The organism is Streptomyces vietnamensis (genome assembly GCF_000830005.1).
Taxonomy (GTDB): Bacteria; Actinomycetota; Actinomycetes; order Streptomycetales; family Streptomycetaceae; genus Streptomyces; species Streptomyces vietnamensis.
The window spans coordinates 3,290,530-3,313,882 of the sequence record NZ_CP010407.1 but is presented as its reverse complement, the minus strand read 5'-3'; the positions used below and the strand labels follow the sequence as shown (position 1 = coordinate 3,313,882).

General features: G+C 73.6%; 13 protein-coding genes. 4 read left to right on the top strand and 9 right to left on the bottom strand.

Features of this window, described 5'->3' with window-relative positions; translation table 11 throughout:
• Nucleotides 1-128: 128 nt before the first annotated feature.
• The gene (locus SVTN_RS14630) at nt 129-683 is read right to left on the bottom strand and encodes a DJ-1/PfpI family protein (protein ID WP_041129491.1); all 555 of its coding nucleotides are present in this window, start codon (nt 681-683) and stop codon (nt 129-131) included.
• 430 nt (nt 684-1,113) lie between these two features.
• On the opposite strand from SVTN_RS14630, the gene SVTN_RS14625 reads away from it, so the two are divergent.
• A complete protein-coding gene (locus SVTN_RS14625) occupies nt 1,114-6,078 on the top strand; it encodes an NAD-glutamate dehydrogenase (RefSeq protein ID WP_041129490.1) in 4,965 nt (1,654 codons plus the stop codon).
• Nucleotides 6,079-6,149: 71 nt separating this feature from the next.
• Here SVTN_RS14625 and SVTN_RS14620 read toward each other — a convergent pair whose 3' ends face one another.
• The 4 genes from SVTN_RS14620 to SVTN_RS14605 all read right to left on the bottom strand — a co-directional run bounded on the left by SVTN_RS14620 (nt 6,150) and on the right by SVTN_RS14605 (nt 11,125).
• Nucleotides 6,150-7,886 carry a serine/threonine-protein kinase gene (locus SVTN_RS14620; protein ID WP_245727541.1) on the bottom strand — a complete coding sequence of 579 codons (1,737 nt, stop codon included), beginning with the start codon at nt 7,884-7,886 and terminating at the stop codon, nt 6,150-6,152.
• Between the two features lie 131 nt (nt 7,887-8,017).
• Nucleotides 8,018-9,391 carry a glycosyltransferase 87 family protein gene (locus SVTN_RS14615; RefSeq protein ID WP_425428975.1) on the bottom strand — a complete coding sequence of 458 codons (1,374 nt, stop codon included), beginning with the start codon at nt 9,389-9,391 and terminating at the stop codon, nt 8,018-8,020.
• A gap of 26 nt (nt 9,392-9,417) precedes the next feature.
• Entirely contained in the window at nt 9,418-10,215 is a 798-nt protein-coding gene (locus SVTN_RS14610; protein ID WP_041129489.1) for an ABC transporter ATP-binding protein, read from the bottom strand.
• The gene (locus SVTN_RS14605) at nt 10,208-11,125 is read right to left on the bottom strand and encodes an ABC transporter permease (protein WP_041129488.1); all 918 of its coding nucleotides are present in this window, start codon (nt 11,123-11,125) and stop codon (nt 10,208-10,210) included. The genes SVTN_RS14610 and SVTN_RS14605 overlap by 8 nt, the downstream gene beginning before the upstream one ends.
• 161 nt (nt 11,126-11,286) lie before the next feature.
• Between SVTN_RS14605 and SVTN_RS14600 the strand changes: the two genes are divergently transcribed.
• Complete coding sequence (locus SVTN_RS14600) at nt 11,287-11,886, top strand: TetR/AcrR family transcriptional regulator (RefSeq protein WP_041133894.1); 600 nt, start codon at nt 11,287-11,289, stop codon at nt 11,884-11,886.
• Nucleotides 11,887-11,995: 109 nt separating this feature from the next.
• Here the strand turns inward: SVTN_RS14600 and SVTN_RS14595 are convergent, their stop codons facing one another.
• The 4 genes from SVTN_RS14595 to SVTN_RS14580 all read right to left on the bottom strand — a co-directional run bounded on the left by SVTN_RS14595 (nt 11,996) and on the right by SVTN_RS14580 (nt 19,721).
• The gene (locus tag SVTN_RS14595; RefSeq protein WP_041129487.1) at nt 11,996-12,847 is read right to left on the bottom strand and encodes a carbohydrate ABC transporter permease; all 852 of its coding nucleotides are present in this window, start codon (nt 12,845-12,847) and stop codon (nt 11,996-11,998) included.
• A complete protein-coding gene (locus SVTN_RS14590) occupies nt 12,844-14,205 on the bottom strand; it encodes a carbohydrate ABC transporter permease (protein WP_425428974.1) in 1,362 nt (453 codons plus the stop codon). The genes SVTN_RS14595 and SVTN_RS14590 overlap by 4 nt, the downstream gene beginning before the upstream one ends.
• Before the next feature lie 10 nt (nt 14,206-14,215).
• Nucleotides 14,216-15,589 (bottom strand): ABC transporter substrate-binding protein, encoded by a 1,374-nt coding sequence (locus tag SVTN_RS14585; RefSeq protein WP_041129486.1) that lies wholly within the window; start codon nt 15,587-15,589, stop codon nt 14,216-14,218.
• Nucleotides 15,590-15,710: 121 nt separating this feature from the next.
• Nucleotides 15,711-19,721: an FHA domain-containing protein gene (locus SVTN_RS14580; protein WP_041129485.1), complete on the bottom strand. Its 4,011-nt coding sequence runs from the start codon at nt 19,719-19,721 to the stop codon at nt 15,711-15,713.
• A 520-nt stretch (nt 19,722-20,241) separates the two neighbouring features.
• Between SVTN_RS14580 and SVTN_RS14575 the strand changes: the two genes are divergently transcribed.
• Nucleotides 20,242-21,984: a serine/threonine-protein kinase gene (locus tag SVTN_RS14575; RefSeq protein ID WP_041129484.1), complete on the top strand. Its 1,743-nt coding sequence runs from the start codon at nt 20,242-20,244 to the stop codon at nt 21,982-21,984.
• 107 nt (nt 21,985-22,091) lie between these two features.
• On the top strand, nt 22,092-23,324 hold the full coding sequence (locus SVTN_RS14570) for a serine/threonine-protein kinase (RefSeq protein ID WP_041129483.1): 1,233 nt from the start codon (nt 22,092-22,094) through the stop codon (nt 23,322-23,324).
• Nucleotides 23,325-23,353: the final 29 nt, after the last annotated feature.

The window sequence follows — 23,353 nt, the reverse complement described above, 5'->3', positions numbered from 1 at the left end:
GTGGGCGGGTGGGGTGGGGCCGGGTGCGGCCCGGTGGGGGGTTGTGCCCACCCGTTCCTCCCCCAAGGACTTCGTCCAGGGGGGACCCCCGTTGCGGAACGTATGCCCACAACCCCGGTACGCCTGTGTCAGCCCTTCGCGCGGAGGACCTTCAGGAATTCGCGCATCCAGGTGGGGTGGTCCGGCCAGGCTCGGGAGGAGACCAGGAGGCCGTCCACGACCGCCGCGGTGTCCTGGAAGGTCGCACCGGCCGACTGCATGTCGAGTTCCAGGGCCGGGTAGGCCGTGACGCGGCGGCCCTCAAGGCTGCCGATCGCCGCCGTCAGGAGCGGGCCGTGGCAGATCTGGGCCACCGGCTTGTCCGCGTCGAAGAAGGCCTTGAGGATCTTGCGGAGCTCCGGGTCGTTGCGCAGGTACTCCGGCGCCCGGCCGCCCGGGATCACCACCGCCACGTACGCGCCCGGGTCGACCTCCGAGAAGGCCAGGTCGGCGGGCCAGGTGTAGCCCGGCTTCTCCGTGTACGTGTCGTAACCCGGCTCGAAGTCGTGGACGACGAAGCGGAGCGTCTTGCGGGCCGGGGCCGCGATGTCGACCTCGTAGCCCTCCTCGAGGAGGCGCTGGTAGGGGTACATCACCTCCAGCGACTCCGCCGCGTCCCCGGTCACGATCAGGATCTTCGCCATGGCTCTCCCAGATCACAGATGGTCGGTCTGTCGTGTTGTGCCCATGCTTGCGTACACGCTGCCCCTGACGGGGTGGTTTGCCAAGAGGACACGTGTCGCTGTCCATATCGTCAAACTTCCCCCGTTCTTTTGTACGCATACGGCTCATGACGGTTCGGGGGTCATGAGCGATAGGCTTTTGCCGTGATCAGCGCGATACGCCATGGGGGCAGTGGAGCCCCCGGCTGCCGTCCGGTCCGCGACAGCGGCCGGGCCGACCGTGCGTTCGCCGATCCCCTCCGCCCGGGCGTGCCGCACTTCGTGGCCGGTTTCGGTCCGGGCGTCTCTCATTCGGGCATAACGTCTCCTTCGACCGGAATCACCGCGTCGTGGCGTTGTGCCCTTTCTTCCACCGACGTCACGCAACGGCGCGCGACAGGAGTCAGAGGACATGCAGACCAAGCTGGACGAAGCAAAGGCCGAGCTGCTCGAGAGGGCCGCTCGGGTAGCTGAGCACAGCCCGGTCGGGGGGCGACTTCCGACGGGCCCGGAGGGCGCGGGGGAGCGTCCGGACCGGGACACCGTGCTCGACTACCTCCAGCGCTACTACCTGCACACCGCGCCCGAGGACCTCGCCGACCGCGACCCGGTCGACGTGTTCGGTGCCGCGCTCTCTCACTACCGCCTCGCGGAGAACCGTCCGCAGGGCACCGCGAACGTGCGCGTCCACACCCCGACGGTGGAGGAGAACGGCTGGACCAGCAGCCACTCCGTCGTCGAGGTCGTCACCGACGACATGCCCTTCCTCGTCGACTCGGTCACCAACGAGCTGTCCCGCCAGGGCCGCGGCATCCACGTCGTGATCCACCCGCAGGTCCTCGTCCGCCGTGACGTCGCCGGGAAGCTCATCGAGGTCCTGTCGACGCAGATCCACGGCGAGCTGCCGCACGACGCGCTCACCGAGTCCTGGATCCACGTCGAGATCGACCGCGAGACCGACAAGGCCGACCTCAAGCAGATCACCAACGACCTGCTGCGCGTCCTGTCCGACGTCCGCGAGACCGTCGAGGACTGGGACAAGATGCGCGATGCCGCCCTGCGCATCGCCGACGGCCTCTCCGGCGAGCCCACCGCCTCCGACCTGCGGCCCACCGAGGTGGAAGAGGCCCAGGAGCTGCTGCGCTGGCTCGCCGACGACCACTTCACCTTCCTCGGCTACCGCGAGTACGAGCTGGTCAACGGCGACGCCCTGTCCGCCGTGCCCGGCACCGGACTCGGCATCCTGCGCTCCGACCCGCTGCACGGCGCCGACGACCAGGGCCACCACGCCCACCCCGTCTCGCCCTCCTTCAGCCGGCTGCCCGCCGACGCCCGCGCCAAGGCGCGCGAGCACAAGCTGCTGATCCTGACGAAGGCCAACAGCCGGGCGACCGTGCACCGCCCCTCGTACCTCGACTACGTCGGCGTGAAGAAGTTCGACGCCGACGGCAACGTCATCGGCGAGCGCCGCTTCCTCGGCCTCTTCTCGTCCGCCGCCTACACCGAGTCCGTCCGCCGGGTCCCCGTCGTCAAGCGCAAGGTCCAGGAGGTCCTCGCGGGCGCCGGCTTCTCGCCGAACAGCCACGACGGCCGCGACCTGCTCCAGATCCTGGAGACCTACCCGCGCGACGAGCTCTTCCAGACCCCGAGCGACCAGCTGCAGTCCATCGTCACCAGCGTCCTGTACCTGCAGGAGCGGCGCCGGCTGCGGCTCTACCTGCGCCAGGACGAGTACGGCCGCTACTACTCGGCCCTCGTCTACCTGCCGCGCGACCGCTACACGACCCGCGTCCGGCTGCGGATCATCGACATCCTGAAGGAGGAGCTCGACGGCATCAGCGTCGACTTCACCGCCTGGAACACCGAGTCGATCCTCTCCCGCCTGCACTTCGTCGTCCGCGTCAAGCCCGGCACCGAGCTGGCGAAGCTCACCGACGCCGACGTCGACCGCATCGAGGCCCGGCTCGTCGAGGCCGCCCGCTCCTGGGCCGACGGCTTCGGCGAGGCGCTCAACGCCGAGCTCGGCGAGGAGCGCGCCGCCGAACTCCTCCGCCGCTACGGCAACGCCTTCCCCGAGGGCTACAAGGCCGACCACTCGCCGCGCGCGGCCGTCGCCGACCTGTGCCACCTGGAGGCCCTCGCCGGCAGCGGCAAGGACTTCGCGCTCTCCCTGTACGAGCCCGTCGCCTCCGGCGCCGGCGAGCGCCGCTTCAAGATCTACAAGACTGGCGCCGAGATCTCCCTCTCCGCCGTCCTGCCGGTCCTCAACCGGCTCGGCGTCGAGGTGACCGACGAGCGCCCGTACGAGCTGCGCCTCGCCGACCGCAGCAACGTCTGGATCTACGACTTCGGCCTGCGGATGCCCACGCAGACCGGGAACGGCGACTACCTCGGCGACGACGCCCGCGAGCGCTTCCAGGAGGCCTTCGCCGCCACCTGGACCGGCCAGGCCGAGAACGACAACTTCAACTCGCTCGTCCTCTCCGCCGGGCTCACCTGGCGCGAGGCGATGGTGCTCCGCGCCTACGCCAAGTACCTGCGCCAGGCCGCTTCGACCTTCAGCCAGGACTACATGGAGGACACCCTCCGCAACAACGTCCACACCACCCGGCTGCTGGTCAACCTCTTCGAGGCCCGCATGGCCCCGGAGCGGCAGCGCGCCGGCACCGAGCTGATCGACGCGCTCCTCGAAGAGCTCGACGCCGCCCTCGACCAGGTCGCGAGCCTGGACGAGGACCGGATCCTGCGGTCCTTCCTCACCGTCATCAAGGCGACGCTGCGGACGAACTTCTTCCAGACCACGGCGGAGGGCAAGCCGCACTCCTACGTGTCGATGAAGTTCGACCCGCAGGCCATCCCCGACCTGCCGGCCCCGCGCCCCGCCTTCGAGATCTGGGTCTACTCCCCGCGCGTCGAGGGCGTCCACCTGCGCTTCGGCAAGGTCGCCCGAGGCGGCCTGCGCTGGTCCGACCGCCGTGAGGACTTCCGTACCGAGATCCTCGGCCTGGTCAAGGCGCAGATGGTGAAGAACACCGTCATCGTGCCGGTCGGCGCCAAGGGCGGCTTCGTCGCCAAGCAGCTCCCGGACCCGTCCGTGGACCGCGACGCCTGGCTGGCCGAGGGCATCGCCTCGTACAAGACCTTCATCTCGGCGCTGCTCGACATCACCGACAACCTGGTCGCGGGCGAGGTCGTGCCGCCGGTCGACGTGGTCCGCCACGACGAGGACGACACGTACCTCGTGGTCGCCGCCGACAAGGGCACCGCGACCTTCTCCGACATCGCCAACGGCGTCGCCGAGGCGTACGGCTTCTGGCTCGGCGACGCGTTCGCCTCCGGCGGCTCCGCCGGCTACGACCACAAGGGCATGGGCATCACCGCCCGCGGTGCCTGGGAGTCCGTCAAGCGGCACTTCCGCGAGCTGGGCCACGACACCCAGACCGAGGACTTCACCGTCGTCGGCGTCGGCGACATGTCCGGCGACGTCTTCGGCAACGGCATGCTGCTCTCCGAGCACATCCGCCTGGTCGCCGCCTTCGACCACCGCCACATCTTCATCGACCCGAACCCGGACGCGGCCACCTCGTACGCCGAGCGCCGCCGGCTCTTCGACCTGCCGCGCTCCTCGTGGGCGGACTACGACACCTCGCTGCTCTCGGCGGGTGGCGGCATCCACCCCCGCAGCGCCAAGTCCATCCCGGTCAACGCGCAGATGCGGGCCGCCCTCGGCATCGAGGACGGCGTCACCAAGATGACCCCGGCCGATCTGATGAAGTCGATCCTGCAGGCGCCCGTCGACCTGCTGTGGAACGGCGGCATCGGCACGTACGTGAAGTCCTCGGCCGAGTCCAACGCCGACGTCGGCGACAAGGCCAACGACGCCATCCGCGTCGACGGCCAGGACGTCCGCGCCCAGGTCATCGGCGAGGGCGGCAACCTCGGCGCGACCCAGCTGGGCCGCATCGAGTTCGCCCGCGCCGGCGGCCCCGAGGGCCAGGGCGGCAAGGTCAACACCGACGCCATCGACAACAGCGCCGGCGTCGACACCTCCGACCACGAGGTCAACATCAAGATCCTGCTCAACGGGCTCGTCGCCGAGGGCGACATGACCGTCAAGCAGCGCAACAAGATCCTCGCCGAGATGACGGACGAGGTCGGCCGGCTCGTCCTGCGCAACAACTACGCGCAGAACACCGCCCTGGCCAACGCCGTCGCCCAGTCGCCGTCCCTGCTCCACGCCCACCAGCGGTTCATGCGCCGCCTGGGCCGCGACGGGGCCCTCGACCGCCAGCTCGAGTTCCTGCCCAACGACCGGCAGATCCGCGAGCTCCTCAACAACGGCCGGGGCCTGTCCCAGCCCGAGCTCGCCGTCCTCCTCGCGTACACCAAGATCACGGTGGCCGACGAGCTGATCGGTACGGAGCTGCCGGACGACCCGTACCTGCGCGGGCTGCTCCACGCGTACTTCCCGACGCTGCTGCGCGAGAAGTTCACCGAGGCCGTCGACAACCACGCCCTGCGCCGCGAGATCATCACCACGGTCCTGGTCAACGACACCGTCAACACCGGTGGCTCGACCTTCCTGCACCGCCTCCGCGAGGAGAGCGGCGCGTCGATCGAGGAGATCGTCCGCGCGCAGACCGCCGCCCGGGTCGTCTTCCGCCTCGGCCAGGTCTGGGACGCCGTCGAGGCACTCGACAACGTGGTGCCGGCCGAGATCCAGACCCGGATGCGGCTGCACTCCCGCCGGCTCGTCGAGCGCGGCACCCGCTGGCTGCTCAACAACCGGCCGCAGCCGCTCCAGCTCACGGAGACGATCGAGTTCTTCGCCGACCGCGTCGAGGAGGTCTGGGCGCAGCTGCCGCAGCTGCTGCGCGGCGCGGACCTGGAGTGGTACCAGTCGATCCTGGAGGAGCTGACCGAGGTCGGCGTGCCGGAGGAGCTCGCGCTCCGCGTCGCCGGCTTCTCCTCCGCCTTCCCGACGCTCGACATCGTCGCGATCGCGGACCGCATGGGCAAGGAGCCGCTCGCGGTCGCCGAGGTCTACTACGACCTGGCCGACCGGCTGCGGATCACCGACCTGATGGACCGCATCATCGAGCTGCCGCGCAGCGACCGGTGGCAGTCGATGGCCCGCGCCTCGATCCGCGAGGACCTCTTCGCGGCGCACGCGGCGCTGACCGCCGACGTCCTGACGGTCGGCAACGGCACGACGAGCCCCGAGGAGCGGTTCAAGGCCTGGGAGGAGAAGAACGCGGCGATCCTGGGCCGCGCGCGGACGACCCTGGAGGAGATCCAGGGCTCGGACACCTTCGACCTGGCGAACCTGTCGGTGGCGATGCGGACGATGCGCACGCTGCTCCGTTCGCACAGCTGATCCGCGCATTCCGCGCATGAGGAAGGGCCCCGCCGGTGTTCCGGTGGGGCCCTTCCTCATGCACGGAGCCTCTAGGGCTTCCAGACCGTCAGCTTGGCGAAGTAGTCCGGCAGGTCGTTCTCGGCGTTCTGGGTGATCCTGGTGATCTCAAGCAGGGCGAGCCGGCCGTCGCTGGTCGTGCCGCACAGGAGGGTGCCCACGGGGATCTCCGTACGCAGGTCCTTGGCGTCGATCTTGTCGGGCAGGGCGTTGCTCCGGGCGCCCTCCAGGCACTCGGAGGCCGTCCTGCCGGTGCTCTTGCCCATGCCGTTGGGGAACTCCCAGCGGCCTCCGGAGACCTCGCTCATGACCAGCTCGGCCTCGGGAGTGTTGAACTTCGCGCTCGTGTCGACCGCGGGGATGTCGAGGTCGGCCATGGCGATTCCCGGTTCCGCCGGGGCGCGGAGAGCGAAGGGACGGTCCTTGAAGAGGAGGGTGCCTTCGTCGCCGCCGCTGGACGGGGTGGTGGAGGGCTTGGCGGAGGGTGTGGTGGAGGCCGTGGCGGTGGGTCTGCCGCCTCCTCCTCGTGCGTCGTTCCCGCCGTCGCCGCTGTCGCCGAGGCTCTGGGCGACGCCCCAGACGCCGGCGACCGCGAGGACGGCCGCCGTCACGGCCAGCGCGATGCGGACCTGCCGCCGTTGGGTTGGGGCGGGGGCCGCGGTCGGCGGACCGAACCGTGGCGGTGGCGGCGGGGCCGGGGCGTCCATGGTCGGCGCGTAGGGGGTGCCGGTCGGAGGCGCGTCCGGGCGGGTCGGCTCGTGGGGCGGTGGCGGAGGCGTGTCCGGGCGGGTCGGCTCGTGGGGCGGTGGCGGAGGCGTGTCCGGGCGGGTCGGCTCGTACGGCGGTGGGGGAGGGGTGTCTCCGGCTGCCGGCTGTGCGGCCGCACGGACGCGGCGGTCGACGGCCTCCGCCACGGGGGCCGGCAGCCAGTCGCCGAGCGTCGTGAGCGGGCGGCCCGTGGCGCGCTCGCACCAGTCGGTCAGTTCGGCGGGGGTGATCCTGGCCGCCGGGTCGGCGGCCAGGCAGCGCTCCAGGAGCGGGCGCAGCTCCGTCGGGTAGCCGTCGAGTTCCGGGGGCCGCTGGGCGGTGTTGGCGATCCGGGTGCCGACGGTGAAGGCCGCGCCGTCGCCGTACGGATGGCGTCCGGTGGCGGCGACCGCCGCGATCAGGCCGAGGGAGAAGACGTCGGAGGCCGGGGTGACCGGCTCGCCGAGGGCCTGCTCCGGTGACATGTACTGCGGGGTGCCGATGATCCGCCCGCTGCGGGTGATCTGGGTGGCGTCGGCGGCTCGGGCGATGCCGAAGTCGATGACGTACGGGCCGTCGGGGGCGAGCATGATGTTGCTCGGCTTCAGGTCGCGGTGGACGACCCCGGCCGCGTGGATCGAGGTCAGGGCCCGGGCCGCGCAGCCGACGAGCGGGAAGACGGTCGCCGGCGGCAGTGCCCCGAAGGCGCCGAGCGCCTCGTGCAGCGCGATGCCGGGGACGAAGGCGGAGGCCAGCCAGGGGGAGGCGCCCGAGGTGTCGTGGTCGACGACGGGCACCAGGTGGTACCCCCGCACCCGGCGGGCGGCCCGCACCTCCTGCTCGAAGCGCCGCCGGAACTCGGGGTCCTGGCCGTGCTCGCGCAGGATCAGTTTCAGGGCGACGGGCTGGCCGCCGCGCGTGTGCGAGAGGTAGACGGTGCCCATGCCGCCCGCGCCGAGCCGGGCGACCAGCCGGTATCCGGCGACGTCCCGCGGGTCGTCGGGTCCGAGGGGCGTGAGCACGTCGTCGACGCCGGTACCGATGTGAGCCTCCCCTGCTCCGGGTGTCGCCGCCGCGCAGGAGTCGGCAGCGCTTGCCGGACGAGACTACGACACGGTGGATCTTGTCGAATTCCCTTTCCGGTGGGGTGGGTTCAGGCGTCGGGCGGCCCTCCGGTCGTCGAGGTCCACAGGCGGCGGGCGGCGAGCAGGGCCGCTGCGAGCAGCAGGGCGTTGCGGAGCACCATGACGGCCAGGCCGGTGGTGGTGCCGGTGACGACGTCGTCGTAGAGGACGGGGTACGCGAGGGAGCTGAGGGCGGCCGCCGGGAGGAGCAGCAGGGCGACCGGGCGCATCACGGTCGCCCGGGAGGTCATGCAGACGGCGGCGAGGCCGAGCAGCCAGATCATGTACTGGGGGCTGATCACCCGGCTGGTGACGGTGAAGAGCAGGACGGCGGCGAGGGCCGCGTCGAACGGGGTGGCGTCGGTCCAGCGGCGGGCCTGGAGGCGCCACAGGAGGAGCCAGCCGAAGGCGATGACGGTGAGCAGCAGGGCGAGGTGCCCGAGGCTGGAGACGTACGGGCCGACGTACTCGTAGGCCCCGTAGCGGAACTCGATCCGGCCCGGCCAGATGCCGCTCGCGCGGGCCGCCGCGAGGGCCGTGCCCCACAGGGACTCGATCTGGATGCCGCGGCTGCCCTGCTGGCGCAGGAAGCCCAGCGCGTCGGAGAAGAACAGGGCGAGGGTGGCGAGGAGCGCGAGGGCGGTGACGGCGGCGGCGGTCCAGGCCTCGCGGGTGGTACGGCCCCGGGGCGTGCCGATCAGGGCGAGCGCCGGCCACACCTTGACCATGGCGCCGATCCCGGCGAGCGCCCCGCCGAGCCGGCGGGTGGCGGTGGCGCGGGTACCGAGGGCCAGGAGGGCGAGTACGGCGAGGGCGGTGGTCTGGACGTCGTACCGGGCGAAGGGGAGGTGGAGGAGGAGGGGGAGGCCGAGGACCCAGATCAGGGCGCCGTGGGTGAGGCGGGCGCTGTCGGCGTGGGCGAGGGCGAGCGTGACGACCGCGTCGGCGAGGACGGTGAGGGCGACGAAGGCCTGGAAGTAGGTGAGCCAGGGGAGGACGCCCGGCGACATGATCACGAGCCCCGCGCCGGGCGGGTACTGCCAGGTGACGTCGCCGGGCGGGAAGGTGCCCTCGGCGAACTTCCCGTACCAGTACTGGTAGAGGTCCACCTCGCGGGCCACCCCGCCGATGCCGAGGTTGTCGCGGACGAGGAGCAGGAGCATGCCGGCCCGGGTGAGGAGCCAGACGACGGCAAGGGCGAGGTAGGGGCCGTTGCCGATCCTGACGAAGGTGGCGGAGGTGAAGGTGTCCGAGTCGAAGGGGGACCCGGTGAGGGTGGGGGGTTCGCTTCCGGACCGGGACGGGGTGGAGGGTTCGCTTCCGGACCGGTCCGGGGCGGGGGGTTCGCTCGTGGGCCGGGGCGGCGACCGGAGGGGGTCGGGCTGCGGGTGATCGTTCGTCATCCCACCGCACTTTAGCCCGCAATGTCCTATTTATTTGGTTTCTTCGCGCCCGGCTTGGCCGTGAACTCCTCGTATGCCGCCACGACCTCCTTCGCCGGGCCGTCCATCCGCAGCGTCCCCGCCTCCAGCCACAGCGCCCGGTCGCAGGTCTCCGTGATCGTGGAGTTCGAGTGGCTGACCAGGAAGACCGTCCCCGCCTCCGCCCGCAGCTCGTCGATCCGCTGCTGGCTGCGGCGGCGGAAGCGCGCGTCGCCGGTCGACAGGGCCTCGTCGATCAGGAGCACGTCGTGGCTCTTGGCGGCGGCGATGGAGAAGCGCAGCCGGGCGCCCATGCCGGAGGAGTACGTCCGCATCGGGCGGGAGATCGCGTCGTCCTTCTCGTTGATGCCGGAGAAGTCGACGATCTCGTCGTAGCGTTCCTCGACCTCCGTGCGGCTCATGCCCATGGCGAGGCCGCCCAGGATCACGTTCCGCTCGCCGGTCAGATCGTCCATCAGGGCCGCGTTGACGCCGAGGAGGGAGGGCTGTCCATGGGTGTAGATCCGCCCCCGGTCCACGGGCTGGAGGCCCGCGACGGCCTTCAGGAGGGTGGATTTCCCGGATCCGTTCGAACCGATCAGGCCGATCGCCTCGCCCCGGTGCGCGACGAAGCTGACCCCCTTCACGGCGTGGACCCGGCGGCCGGCCGGCGCCGTGCGCCGCTGCAGCATCCGGCCCAGGGCGGCGGTGGCGGCGCCCCGGCCGCCGGGGTGCCCGCCGTGGACGGTGTACGTGACGTGGACGCCGTCGGCGATGACGGTGGGGGTCTTCGGGTCTTCAGCCACGGCCGTACGTCTCCTCCGCCTTCCAGAACCACATGAAACCGCCCGCGAAGACGAGGAGGGCCCAGCCGGCGGCGAGCGCCCACACGTGCGGCGGCAGCTGCGAGGCCGTGAAGCTCTCGATCAGAGCGAAGCGCATGAGGTCGATGTAGACCGCCGCCGGGTTGCACTGGAGGGCCAGCACCACGGCCTCCGGGAAGCGCCCGCTGTGCGCCAGGTTCTGGATCGAGAACATGGCGCCCGAGGCGTACATCCAGGTGCGGAGCACGAACGGCATCAGCTGGCTGACGTCCGGCGTGCGGGCCGAGACCCGGGCCAGGACGAGCGCCAGGCCCGTGCTGAACAGCGCCTGGAGGAACAGCGCCGGGACGGCGAGCAGCCAGCTCCAGGTCGGGAACTCGCCGAAGCAGGCCAGGATCGCGGCCAGGGTGGCGAGCGAGAACAGCAGCTGCTGGAGCTGCTGGAACGCGAGCGAGATCGGCAGGCTCGCGCGCGGGAAGTGCAGGGCGCGGACCAGGCCCAGGTTGCCGCTGATCGCCCGGGTGCCGGCCAGGGCCGTGTTGGAGGTGAAGGTCCACACGAAGATGCCGGTCATCAGGAAGGGGACGTAGTCGGGCACGCCGTTCTTCGCGTTCATGATGACGCCGAAGATCAGGTAGTACACGGCCGCGTTGAGGAGCGGGGTCATCACCTGCCAGACCTGGCCCAGGCGCGCCTGGCTGAACTGGGCGGTCAGCCGGGCGGTCGCGAAGGCGGTGATGAAGTCGCGGCGGGACCAGAGCTGCCGCACATAGGAGGGGAGCGAGGGGCGGGCCCCGCTGACGCTCAGGCCGTGGCGGCGGGCGAGGGCGGCCAGGTCCTCCTGCTCCGCGGGGGCGGCCGGCTGCGTGGGTGGGGCGAGGGTCGTGGTCACGGGCGGGCGCTTTCGACGAGGGTGCGGGGGGGTGCGTGCTGCCGTCGGCGATGGGACGGGTCCGTATCGTCGCTACGGGGAGGTTAGGGCGCCCATGCGTCGGAACGCAACCGTATCGTCGTAACGCCTCCGGGACATCGCCGTTGGTTAGGATGCCGTTCATGACCGACCCGACCCCCCGCCGCGCCCCCGCCGGTGCCGCCGTACTCCGCGAGGACGTGACCGAGGCCATCCGCGCCGCCGTCTTCGAGGAGCTCGCGGCCGTCGGCTACGCCCGGATGTCCATCGAGGGCATCGCGCGCCGCGCGGGAGTCGGCAAGACCGCCGTCTACCGGCGCTGGAAGTCCAAGCTCTCCCTCGTCCTCGACCTCGTCGGCGCCTTCGCCGCCCAGGGCCTGCCGGCCCCCGCCAGCGGCTCCCTGTACGGGGACCTGCGCGTCCTCCTCGAAGTGGCCTCGCACGCCCTGCGCCACCCGGTCGCCTCGCAGGTCATCCCCGACCTGCTCGTCGAGGCCGCCCGGCATCCCGAGATCGCCGAGACCGTCAAGGCCGTGCTGCTCGACGGGCAGCAGGGCGTCATGACCCAGGTCGTCCGCGCGGCCGTCGCACGCGGCGAACTCCCCGAGGGCACCGACCCCGGCAAGGCCCTCGACCTGGCCGTCGGCCCGCTCTACTGGCGCCTCGTCGTCGTCCGTACGCCCCTGCCGAAGGGGTACGTGGACGAGCTCGCGCGCGCGGCGGTCGCGGCGCTCAAGGCGTGACCCCGCGGGGTTGCTCCCCCTCGCCCGCTGCCCGGCGCCCTCCGCGCGCAACAGGTCCTGCTTCGCCGCGCGCGCAACAGCTCCTGCTTCGCCGCGCGGGTAGCAGCCCCTACTTCACCGCGCCCGCCATCACCCCGGACGCGAACTGCCGCTGGAACGCGAAGAACACCACCAGCGGCACCACCATCGACACGAACGCCCCCGGCGCGAGCACGTCCACGTTGTTGCCGAACTGGCGCACCTGCTGCTGGAGCGCCACCGTGATCGGCGGCGACTGCGAATCCGCGAAGATCAGCGCGATCAGCATGTCGTTCCACACCCACAGGAACTGGAAGATCCCGAGCGAGGCGATCGCCGCACCCCCGAGCGGCAGCACCACCCGGGTGAAGAGCCGGATCTCGCCCGCCCCGTCGAGCCGCGCCGCCTCCAGGAGCTCGCGCGGGATCTCCGCGAAGAAGTTCCGCAGCAGGAAGATCGCGAACGGCAGCCCGAACGCCGTGTGGAAGAGGACCACCCCGAGGGTCGTCTCGAAGAGCCCCACCGCGCCGAACAGCTTCGACACCGGGACCAGCGCCACCTGCACCGGGACCACGAGGAGCGCGACCACGCCCAGGAACCACCAGTCCCGGCCCGGGAACTCCAGCCACGCGAAGGCGTAACCGGCGAGCGAGCCGATGAGGAGGACGAGGAGGGTGGCCGGGACGGTGATCAGGACGGTGGAGAGGAGCGAGTCGGTGATCGTGTCGTTCGCCAGGAGACTGGCGTAGTTCTCGGTGGTCAGCCGGGCCGGGGCCGCGAACACCTCCCACCAGCCGCTCGCCGCGATGTCGGAGGGCGAGCGGAGCGAGGAGAGCAGCAGCCCGACCGTCGGCAGCAGCCAGAACAGGCCGGCGAGGAGGAGGAAGACCCGGACGGCACCGCCTGCCGCACGCGCCGAGGCCTTTGCCGCGAAGCTCTTCACCGGCGGGACTCCCTTCGGATGCGGCGGATGTTGACCACCATCACCGGCAGCACGAGAAGGAGCAGGACGACCGCGATGGCCGAGCCGACCCCGAGGTCCGCGTCCGTGCCGAAGGACGAGCGGTACAGCTGGAGCGCGAGCACGTTCGCGTCGTCCTGCGCGGAGCCCGGCGCGATGACGAAGACCAGGTCGAAGACCTTGAGCACGTTGATCATCAGCGTGACGAGGACGACCACGAGGACCGGCGCCAGGAGCGGCACCGTGATCCGCCGGAACACCTGCCACTCGTTCGCCCCGTCCACCCGCGCCGCCTCCAGGAGTTCGCGCGGTACGGCCGCGAGCCCGGCGCCGATCAGGACCATCGCGAACCCGGCCCACATCCACACGTACGCCCCGATGACGGCCGGGGTGACGAGCGAGGGGCCCAGCCACTCCACGCCGTCGTACTGCTCCCGGAAGTTGCTCGCGGGCAGACGCAGTACGGCTCCGTCGGCGCGGTCGGCGGGCAGGCTGAAGCTGCCGTCGGCCGCCGCCGTGGCCGTGGCGACGACCTTTCCGTCCCGTACGGCCTCGATCCGCAGCCCCTTCAGGCCCAGCTCCTTCGGGTCGACCACGTTCGGCTTCCCGCCGCCGCCCCGGGTGAAGTCCAGCCAGGCCGTGCCGGTGATGTCCGCGCCGGTGCCGGCGCCGGTGCCGGCACCGGCGCCGGTGCCTGTGCCTGTGCCGGTGCCTGTGCCTGTGCCGGTGGCGTGGGGCGTGCGGGCGGGGCGCGCGTCCTGGGGCATCTGCGCCGGAGCCACCCCGACCAGCGGGAGGAGCACGGGCACGCCGGCCCGTACCGGCTCCTTCGTGACGAACGCGCCGCCGCCCGCGGCCTTCAGCGGGTGCACGGGCAGCGGTCGGGCCCGCGGGAAGCCGGAGGACTCGGCGAAGGTGTCGTGGACCCCGACCCAGACGGCGTTGGCGACCCCGCGGTCCGGGTCCTGCTCGTAGACGAGCCGGAAGATGATCCCGGCGGCGAGCATCGAGATCGCCATCGGCATGAAGACGACCAGCTTGAACGCCGTGCCCCAGCGCACGCGTTCGGTGAGCACCGCGAAGACCAGACCGAGCGCGGTGGCGACCGCCGGGGCCACCACCAGCCAGATCAGGTTGTTCCGTACGGCGGTGCGGAGCGAGTCGTCGGTGACGAGGGCGAGGTAGTTGTCCAGGCCGACGAAGGACGCGTCCGAGCGGTCGAAGAGCGAACGGCGGACGGAGTACCCGATCGGGTAGACGACGAGCGCGCCGAGGAGGAGCAGGGCGGGCAGCAGGAAACCCGCCGCCACGACCCTGCTCCTGCCGGGGATCCGGGACACGGCCGGCCCCTCAGCCCTTGTACGCCTTCGCCGCGTCCGCCTCCAGGCGCGCCTGCGTCCCCGCGATGTCCTTCGGGTTCTTCAGGAAGTCCTGGAGCGTCTTCCACTCGCCCTTGCCCGGCGTCCCGCCGAAGGACTGCGGCATCTGGTCCGACATGTCGAAGCGGAAGTCGTCACCGGCGCCGATGAGCGCCTTGGCGATCTCGCGCTGGACGTCGTTCGGGTACGCCGCCGGGTCCAGGTTCTTGTTGGGGGAGAGGAACCCGCCCTCGGCCGCCCAGATCTTCGCCGCGTCCGGGGAGGCGAGGAAGGCGAGCAGCGCCTGCGCGCCCTTGGTGTCCTTCAGGGCCACGGCCGCGTCGCCGGCCGTCACCACGGGGGAGGTGCCGCCGTCGCCGACCTTCGGGAAGGGGAAGACCTTCGCGTCCTTCCCGATCTCCGCCTTCGTCTGGGCGATGTTGACGGCGGCGAAGTCGCCCTCGAAGACCATCGCCCCCTTGGGCTGGTCGCCGCCCGTGAAGGTCTGCGTGACCGAGGCCGGGTACTCCGTCTGCAGCGCGCCGGACGCCCCGCCCGCGATCAGCGCCGGCTTCCCGAAGAGCTCGGCGAGGGTCTTCAGGGCGGCGGCCACGGACGGGTCCGTCCACTTGATGGAGTGCTTCGCCAGCTGGTCGTACTTGGCCGGGCCGGCCTGGGACAGGTAGACGTTCTCGAACCAGTCGGTGAGGGTCCAGCCGTCCGCGCCGCCGACCGACACCGGGGTCACGCCGGAGGCCGAGATCGTCTCGGCGGTGGCGAGGAACTCCTTCCACGTCTTCGGCTCGGAGGCGCCCGCGTTCTCGAAGACGGCGGTGTTGTACCAGACCAGGGACTTGTTGGCGGCCTTGAAGTAGACCCCGTACTGGGTGCCGCCCACCGCGCCGAGCTCCTGCCAGCCGCGCGAGTAGTTCGCCGCCAGCGCGGCCTTGGCCTCCGGGCCGACCGGCTTCAGCCACTTCTGGGCGGCGGCCTGCTGGATCGCGCCCACCTGCGGGAGCATCGCCACGTCGGGCGGGGAACCGCCGGCGATCTTCGTACCGAGGAAGTTCACGATCGGGTCCTGCGCGGGCACGAAGGTGACGGTCGCGCCGGTGCGCTTCTCGAACTCCTTCAGGACCTTGGTGAAGTTCTCCTGCTCGGGGCCCGTCCACACGGCGGCGACCTCGATCTTCTCGCCCTTGAGGGAGAGCTCGCGGTCGGGCGCGGGCTGCGGGTCCTTCGCGGATCCGTCGCCGCAGCCCGCGAGGGTGAGGGCGAGGACGGTTGCCGTCGCCGCCGCCGTGGCTAAGGCCTTGGGTGCCTTGCGGGCCTTGCGGGCCTTGTGTGGACGAAGAGTTGTACGCATCGCTGCCCCGTCTCTCCCGTGCGCTTCGCTGTCCGTCCGACAGGTCTACGCCGGGCCGCGGAGCCCCGCAATACCGCCTTCCGTGTCACGAGGGCGATCGTGACGCCCTCGTGACGTGCCGTCAGCCGTGCGTGGCGGGGGCGAGCGGGGGTATGGGCGTCGCCTCGACCGAGCGTGCCGCGCGGTCGAGCGCGCTCGCCAGGAGGGCCAGGTCCGTCGGGCCGTTGCCCAGCTCACGGACCGGGCGGCGGGTGGGCGGATCACCCATCCGCTCCCACTCCAGCGGGACGACCGTCGGGCGGAGCGTCGCCGTCCGGGGGATCCGGCCCGTGACGCGGCCCGCCTGGAAGGGGGTGACCCGGCCGTCCGGATGCCCGAGGCGGCCCCGGCCTGCCGCCGGCACGTCCGGACCCGGCGCCACCGGGGGCGCGTCCAGCACGATCCGCAGCCGGGCCCCGTGGGCCAGCTCCGTGTCGGCGGTCCGGTCCGGGCGCGCCGAGGTCGCGACGAGGTGCACCCCGAGCCGCTCACCGTGCCGCGCGACGGCCTCCAGGGCCCGTACGACGGACCCGGCGGCCGGCCGGCCGGGGGCGCCGAGCGCGGGGGAGACCAGGGCGTCGAAGTCGTCGACGAGCACGACGAGCCGCGGCAGCTGCCCGCCCCCCGCCACCCGCGCGGAAGCCTGCTCCCCGGAGGCGGGCCGCGGGATCCGCCCAGCGGCGTCCTCGGAGGCGGGGTGGGGGACGCGGCCGCTGGACCGGCCCGTCACGTCGTCGCTGCCGGGGTACGGGACGCGCCCGCTCGCCCGGCCCGTCACGTCGTCCGCGCCGGGGTGGGGCATGCGGCCGGCCCGGCCGGTGACGTCGTCCGCGCCCGGGTACGGGATGCGCCCGCTCGCCCGGCTCGGGACGTCGTCCGCCGCCGCGCGCGGGACTCGGCCACTGGGGTGGTCCGAGAAGTCGCCGTCGCCGGTGCGGAGCGTTCGGCTGCTCGGGCGGTCGTCGAGTGCCCCGCCGTCCCGCCGCGGCAGCCGCCCGCTGGGCGTGTCGGCCAGGAAGGCGTCCCCGCCGGACCGCGCCCGCGCGCCGGCCCGCTCGTCGAGCGATCCGTCCCCGGCACGGGGGACGCGCCCGCTGGGGCGGTCCGTGAGATCACCGGAACGGGGGACCCGTCCGCTCGGGCGCTCGGCGAGATCACCGGCCTCGGGGTGCGGGACACGGCCGCTGCTGCGGCCCGTCACATCGTCGGCACCGGGGTGGGCCACGTGGCCGGAGGCGTCCTCGGCGCTCGGGTACGGGACGCGCCCGCTGGATCGGCCGGTGACGTCGTCCGCACCCGGGTACGACCCGCGCCCGCCGACCCGGCCGGTCACGTCGTCCGCGCCCGGGTACGGCACGCGCCCGTTCGATCGGGTCGGCGCCTCGTCCGCGCCCGTGCGCGGGACCCGCCCGCTCGGGTGGTCCGTGAGGTCTCCGTCGCCGGTGCGGAGGGTGCGGCCGCTCGGGCGGCCGCCGAGGTCTCCCGTACCGGGGTACGGGACCCGGCCGCTGGTGCGGCCCGGCACGTCCTCCGCGCCCGGGTACGGGGCCCGGCCGCCGCGGCCGCTCGGGAGCGCGCCGATCGTGCCGTCGCCCGTGCGGAGCGTGCGGCCGCTCGGGCGGTCCGTGAGGTCGGCGGTGTCCGGGACGCGGACGGTCGCGCGGGCGCCCTGGGGCACGGACTCCGCCGCGCTCGGGCCGCGCTGCCCGATCAGCCGGTCGGCGGCGCGCGCCGCTCCGCGGCGGTCGGCGAAGTGGCCGTCGCCCAGGAGCTCCGCCCTGCGCTTCAGCTCGGCGCCGAGCGCCTGCGCGAACTCCCGCATCCGTACCGGGTCCGAGGCCACCAGGTGCTCGGTGACGTGCGGCAGCTCCGTACAGACCGCGAGGCCCTCGCCGCGCTCGCCGCCCGCGCCGTCCACGAGGAGCAGGCCGAGCCGGTCCGGGCGTCCGCCCGCCGCGAGGGAGGCGGCGATCGAGCGGAGCAGTTCGGTGCGCCCGCTGCCCGCCGGGCCCTCGATCAGCAGGTGCGGGCCCTCCGCCGTGAGGTCCACGGACAGGGGGCCGCGCGGGCCCGCGCCCAGGACCGCCGTGCCGTCCCCGGCGGAGGCCCAGCGGGCCATCAGGGAGGCGGGGGTGGCCCGGGCCAGCCCGAGCTCGTCGAGCAGGCGGGACGACGGGGGCAGCGCGGCGGCCCGGGCGCCCGGCGCCGCCGCCGTCTCGGGGCGCAGCGGGGCGAGGGCCCGGCCGAACCGCTCGGCCCAGGCGACGGACACCGCGTCCACCACGCCGACCGTGCCGTGGCCCGCGAGCCGCCCGCCGGACGTACGGAGCAGCCGCAGCGCCGTCGCCACGTCGCCGCTGAGGAGCGCGGCGGCCCCGCACTCGCGGAAGGCGAGGGACGCGGCGCACGCGGCCTCGTACGTGGCGGCCACCGGCGAGTCCGGGGTGGCCGAGGGGGCCTCGGCCAGGCACAGGAGGTGGATGCCGGCCGCCGCGCCCACGCCCGCGAGGCGCGCGACCGTCTCGCGCAGGGCCGCGGAGCCCGGGTCGCCGTCCACGATCACGACCGTCGTCGGGCCGTCGTGGCGGGCCGCTGCCTCGGCGACGGACGCGCGGTCGGCGCTGGGCCAGCCGGGGCCGAGCGGGCCGTCGTCGAGCCGCCGGGTCAGCTCGGTCGTGCGGGCCTGGGCCTGCTCGCGGTCGTACGCCAGGAGCAGCCGGCAGTCCTGGCCGTGGGCCGGGCGGACGTGCGGGAGCCAGCCGAGCCAGCCCCAGGAGCGGCGCCGCTCCTCCAGGGGCCGGTTCCGGTCGGCGCTGATGAGCACGATCTCCAGGTCGGAGGGGGAGTGCAGGGCGGCGAGCTGGGCCACGACCGAGCGCGCGAGCCCGGTGAGCCGGTCGCCGGGGCCCGCCAGGCCGAGGGAGCCGGCCTCGCGCAGGCCGACGGTGACCGGTACGCCGGAGAGCTCGGCGCGGTCCGTCGTGCCGAGCCGGACGACCAGGGACTCGGGGTGGTCCTGGGCCCGCTCCCAGAGGCGGGGGCCGGGGCCGAGGGCGGTGAGAAGGACGGTGGCCGGGTCGGGCCAGGTGTCGGCGACCGGTACGGGACCGGGGGCGCCGTCCCGGGCGTCGGCGCCGGGCCGGGTGCCCGCGTGCGTGTCCGTGGAGGCGTGGGGGCCCGCGGCGGGGGCCGGAAGCTCCTCGCGGCCGCCCGCCAGGCGCCGGGCCCAGGCGCCGAGCCCGCGCTTGACGGGAGGCGCGGGTGCGGCTCCCCGCTCCTGGGGCGGGTCGGTCTGCCGGGTCCTGCCGTGCGGCTCCGCCCCGCCGTGTCCGTCGTGCGTGTCCCCCGCGTGCGCGTGGCCCCCGTCGTAGACCTCGCCGTACGCGATGCCGCGCGCCCCGCCGTGGGTGCTGTCGTCGGAGGGGCCCGTACGGTCCGGCAGGTCCGTCGCGTGGGCGACGCGCAGGTGGCCCTCGCCGTCCGGTGCGGTCGCCAGTGCGTCCGTACCGCCGGCGCCCGTCAGACGGAGGGCGGACTCGCCGAGGCGCAGCAGCGCGCCCGGGCGGAGCGGGACCGGGCGGTCGCCGACGGGCACGCCGTCGAGCGTCGTGCCGTTCGTCGAGCCGCGGTCGGCGACCGTGACCCGGCCGTCCTCGGCGACGGTCACCGTGCAGTGGGAGCGGGAGACGTCCGGGTCGTCGAGGGGCACGTCGGCGTCGACGGAACGGCCGATTCTGATCGCTCCGCCGTGCAGCAGGTGCACCCCGCCCGCGTCCGGGCCCGCCACCACGTGCAGCCGGGCGGAGGCCGTCCCGTCGGCCCGGTCGTCCGGTCCGGGGACCTGGAGGGAGAGGACCGCGCCGTCGACCAGCGGGGGCTCGCCGAGCACGCAGCGCCGGCCGTCGAGCCGCTCCGCGCCCGCGTAGAGCACGGTCGTGCCCGAGGAGGAGGTGTCGGGGCCGGTGACGGCGGCGGCGAGGTTCGAGGCCACGGCGGCGAGGGCCGTCCCGGCGGGGGCCGTGACGAGCACGTCGCAGGCGCGCCCGGTGCCGTGGCCGGCGTACGGCGCGAGGACGGTCAGCCGGATCTGCATCGCCGTCAGCGGTCCCTTCTGCGAGAGCCGGCCCGGCAGGGGGGAACCGCCCTGTGTCTCCCCCCACCCGGCACGGACGCGTCGCCCGGTACAGGTCGGCACGGCGCGGGGGCTCCCGACCCCGTCGTCGCGACGTGCTGCAGGCATCCTCGCACCTGCCACCGACAACACGCCCGCGGGTCGGCCATAAGTGATCTTGAATGGTCGGCCGTGGACGAGAAATAGCCTGGTTGGGCATGCCTTCGGAGCATGCGTGGCAACCGTCTCCTTCCGTGGAGCGTCTTCTTCCGGACAAGTTCGGCACAAGCGGGGAACAGGTTCCGTTGGCTCCGGCCCTCCGGGACCGCCCCCGGCGGGGCTCGAACACGACATCGGAACCGGCCTGTGGACGACCGGCCTGTGACCCGTTCGGCGGCACTAAAGTGGGTCGGACACCCGGACGGGTCACAACAGAGGACAAGGACCCCGGGGACACCTCAAGGAACCACCCCAGGACCACGATCAGCAGGGAGCGCGTGACGTGCGGCCTATCGGCAGCAAGTACCTGCTCGAGGAGCCGCTCGGCCGCGGCGCCACGGGCACCGTCTGGCGAGCCCGCCAGCGGGAGACGGCGGGCGCCGAGGCGGCCGTGCCCGGCGAGCCCGGCGAGACCGTCGCGATCAAGGTCCTCAAGGAGGAGCTGGCCAACGACGCGGACATCGTGATGCGCTTCCTGCGCGAGCGGTCCGTGCTGCTCCGGCTCACCCACCCGAACATCGTGCGCACCCGCGACCTGGTCGTCGAGGGCGACGTCCTCGCGCTCGTCATGGACCTCGTCGAGGGCCCCGACCTGCACCGGTACATCCGGGAGAGCGGCCCGCTCACCCCGGTCGCCGCCGCCCTCCTCACGGCCCAGATCGCCGACGCGCTCGCCGCCAGCCACGCCGACGGCGTCGTCCACCGCGACCTCAAGCCGGCCAACGTCCTGCTCGCCGAGCAGGGCGGCCAGATGCACCCGATGCTGACCGACTTCGGCATCGCGCGCCTCGCGGACTCCCCGGGCCTGACCCGCACCCACGAGTTCGTCGGCACGCCCGCGTACGTGGCGCCCGAGTCCGCCGAGGGCCGCCCGCAGACCTCCGCCGTCGACATCTACGGCGCGGGCATCCTCCTCTACGAGCTGGTCACCGGCCGGCCTCCGTTCGCGGGCGGCACCGCCCTGGAGGTCCTCCACCGGCACCTCAGCGAGGAGCCGCGCCGCCCCTCGACCGTGCCCGGACCGCTGTGGACGGTCATAGAGCGCTGCCTCAGCAAGAACCCGGACCAGCGGCCGAGCGCCGTGAACCTCGCCCGGGGCCTGCGCGCGGTCGCCGCCGGCATCGGCGTCCACGCCACCCCCGCCCAGATCGAGGCCGCGGAGGGCGTCGGGGCGCTCCTCGCCCCCGACCCGGCGCCCGCGCCGGTCCCGGGGACCCCCGAGGCGCAGACCCCGGGCGCCGCCGACCCGACCCAGGTGCTGCCCACCGGCGCCGCCGGAGCGGCGGCCGCCGCCGGGATGCCCCCGCAGTACGACCCCGCCGCCGCGACCAGCGTCATGCCGACCAGCGGCCCGGCGGGCGCCGCCGACCCGACGGCCGTCATGCCCCCCGTGCCGCCGCAGCCCCCCCAGTCCGGTCAGTCCGAGGACCCGCACCCCTGGCAGAGCCAGCTGCGGCAGGTCCGCGACCGGAACGAGCAGACCCAGGTGCAGTACCTGGACCCGAGCGAGGACCCGCTGCGCCGCCGCCCGCAGCGCCGGCCGCAGCAGCCGCCGCAGGACGCCCGGCCCGGCCCGTACGGCCAGCAGCACGGGCAGCAGCCGTACCAGCAGCAGCGGGCCCCTCAGCGGCCGCCGCAGCCCCAGCCGTACCAGCAGCCGCAGCAGTACGCGCCCCCGCCGCCCCCGCAGCAGTACGCCCCGGCTCCGCCCCAGCAGCAGTACCAGCCGCCGCAGCCGCCGCCCCAGGCCCCGGCGCCGCGCGAGCCGCGCCCGCCGCGCCAGCGCAGCGCGAACCCGGTCCGCATCCCCGGTCTCGGCTGCCTCAAGGGCTGCCTGATCATGATCGTCCTGTTCGTGATCGGCGGCTGGCTCATCTGGGAGCTCACCCCGCTGCAGGACTGGGTCGCCCAGGGCAAGAGCTACTGGCAGGCCATCGGCGACGGCATCTCGGCGGTCACCGACTGGATCTCCTCGATCGGCGAGGCCACCGGTTCCGGGGGTGCTACCGGCGGTACGGGGCAGTAACGCTGTCGATTTGTCGACTTCCGAGGGGTGATTTCCCCTCGGAGGTCGAGACCGGCGGCCGTGGACGCGTAGCTTTGTCGAGAACCGCAGCCGCTGAGGGAGCAGTCTTGGCACGGAACATCGGCAGCCGCTACACCGCCCACCAGATCCTCGGGCGGGGCAGCGCCGGAACGGTGTGGCTCGGCGAGGGACCCGAAGGGCCCGTCGCCGTCAAACTGCTGCGCGAGGACCTGGCGTCCGACCAGGAGCTCGTCGGCCGCTTCGTGCAGGAGCGGACCGCGCTCCTCGGCCTCGACCACCCCCGCGTGGTCAAGGTCCGCGACCTCGTCGTCGACGGCACGGACCTCGCCCTCGTCATGGACCTCGTCCGCGGCACCGACCTGCGCACCCGGCTCGACCGGGAGCGGCGCCTCGCGCCCGAGGCCGCCGTCGCGATCGTCAAGGACGTCGCCGAGGCCCTCGCCGCCGCGCACGCCGCCGGGGTCGTCCACCGGGACGTCAAGCCCGAGAACATCCTGCTCGACATGGAGGGCCCCCTCGGCCCCGGCGGCGCCCACCCCGCCCTCCTCACCGACTTCGGCGTCGCCAAGCTGATCGACACCCCCGGCCGCACCAAGGCCACCCGGATCATCGGCACCCCCGACTACCTCGCCCCCGAGATCGTCGAGGGCCTCCCGCCGCGCGCCGCCGTCGACATCTACGCCCTCGCGACCGTCCTGTACGAGCTGCTCGCCGGCTTCACCCCGTTCGGCGGCGGCCACCCCGGCGCCGTCCTGCGCCGCCACGTCACCGAGACCGTCGTCCCGCTGCCCGGCATCCCCGAGGAGCTGTGGCAGCTGATCGTCCAGTGCCTCGCCAAGGCCCCCGCCTCCCGGCTGCGCGCCTCCGAGCTCGCCGCCCGCCTGAAGGACGTCCTGCCGCTGCTCAAGGGCATCCCGCCGCTTGACGTCGACGAGCCCGGCGCGGAGCCGGCCCCGGAGGCGTACGAGGAGGACGCGTACGCCACCGGTACGGGCACGGGCGAGTCCGCGCCGCGCCGCGCCGCCGTCCCGCTCGTCCCCGGAGCCTCCGCCGACTCCAACCGCGACACCCACACCTCCATGCGGGTCCCGGCCCCCGACGAGCTCTCCGGCGGCCCCCTCGGCACCGCCCGCGCCCCGCGCCCCGCCGGTGCCCGCCGCCCCGGCTCGGCCCGCCACAAGGCGGTCCGCAAGCGCCGCATCACCCTCACCGTCGCGGCGGTCGTCATCGCCGGCGCGCTCGGCGCGGGCGGCTATCTGGCGGCCTCGGGGGACGCGGAGACCCCGCCGCAGGACTCCAAGCAGTCCTCACTGCCGTAGGACCGGCGGCGAGCCGTTACGCTGGACGC

Coding starts and splice junctions, on each gene's coding strand:
- SVTN_RS14615 (WP_425428975.1), bottom strand. CDS start 9,391: ATGACGAACGATCACCCGCAGCCCGACCCCCTCCGGTCGCCGCCCCGG.
- SVTN_RS14625 (WP_041129490.1), top strand. CDS start 1,114: ATGCAGACCAAGCTGGACGAAGCAAAGGCCGAGCTGCTCGAGAGGGCC.
- SVTN_RS14585 (WP_041129486.1), bottom strand. CDS start 15,589: ATGCGTACAACTCTTCGTCCACACAAGGCCCGCAAGGCCCGCAAGGCA.
- SVTN_RS14600 (WP_041133894.1), top strand. CDS start 11,287: ATGACCGACCCGACCCCCCGCCGCGCCCCCGCCGGTGCCGCCGTACTC.
- SVTN_RS14630 (WP_041129491.1), bottom strand. CDS start 683: ATGGCGAAGATCCTGATCGTGACCGGGGACGCGGCGGAGTCGCTGGAG.
- SVTN_RS14580 (WP_041129485.1), bottom strand. CDS start 19,721: ATGCAGATCCGGCTGACCGTCCTCGCGCCGTACGCCGGCCACGGCACC.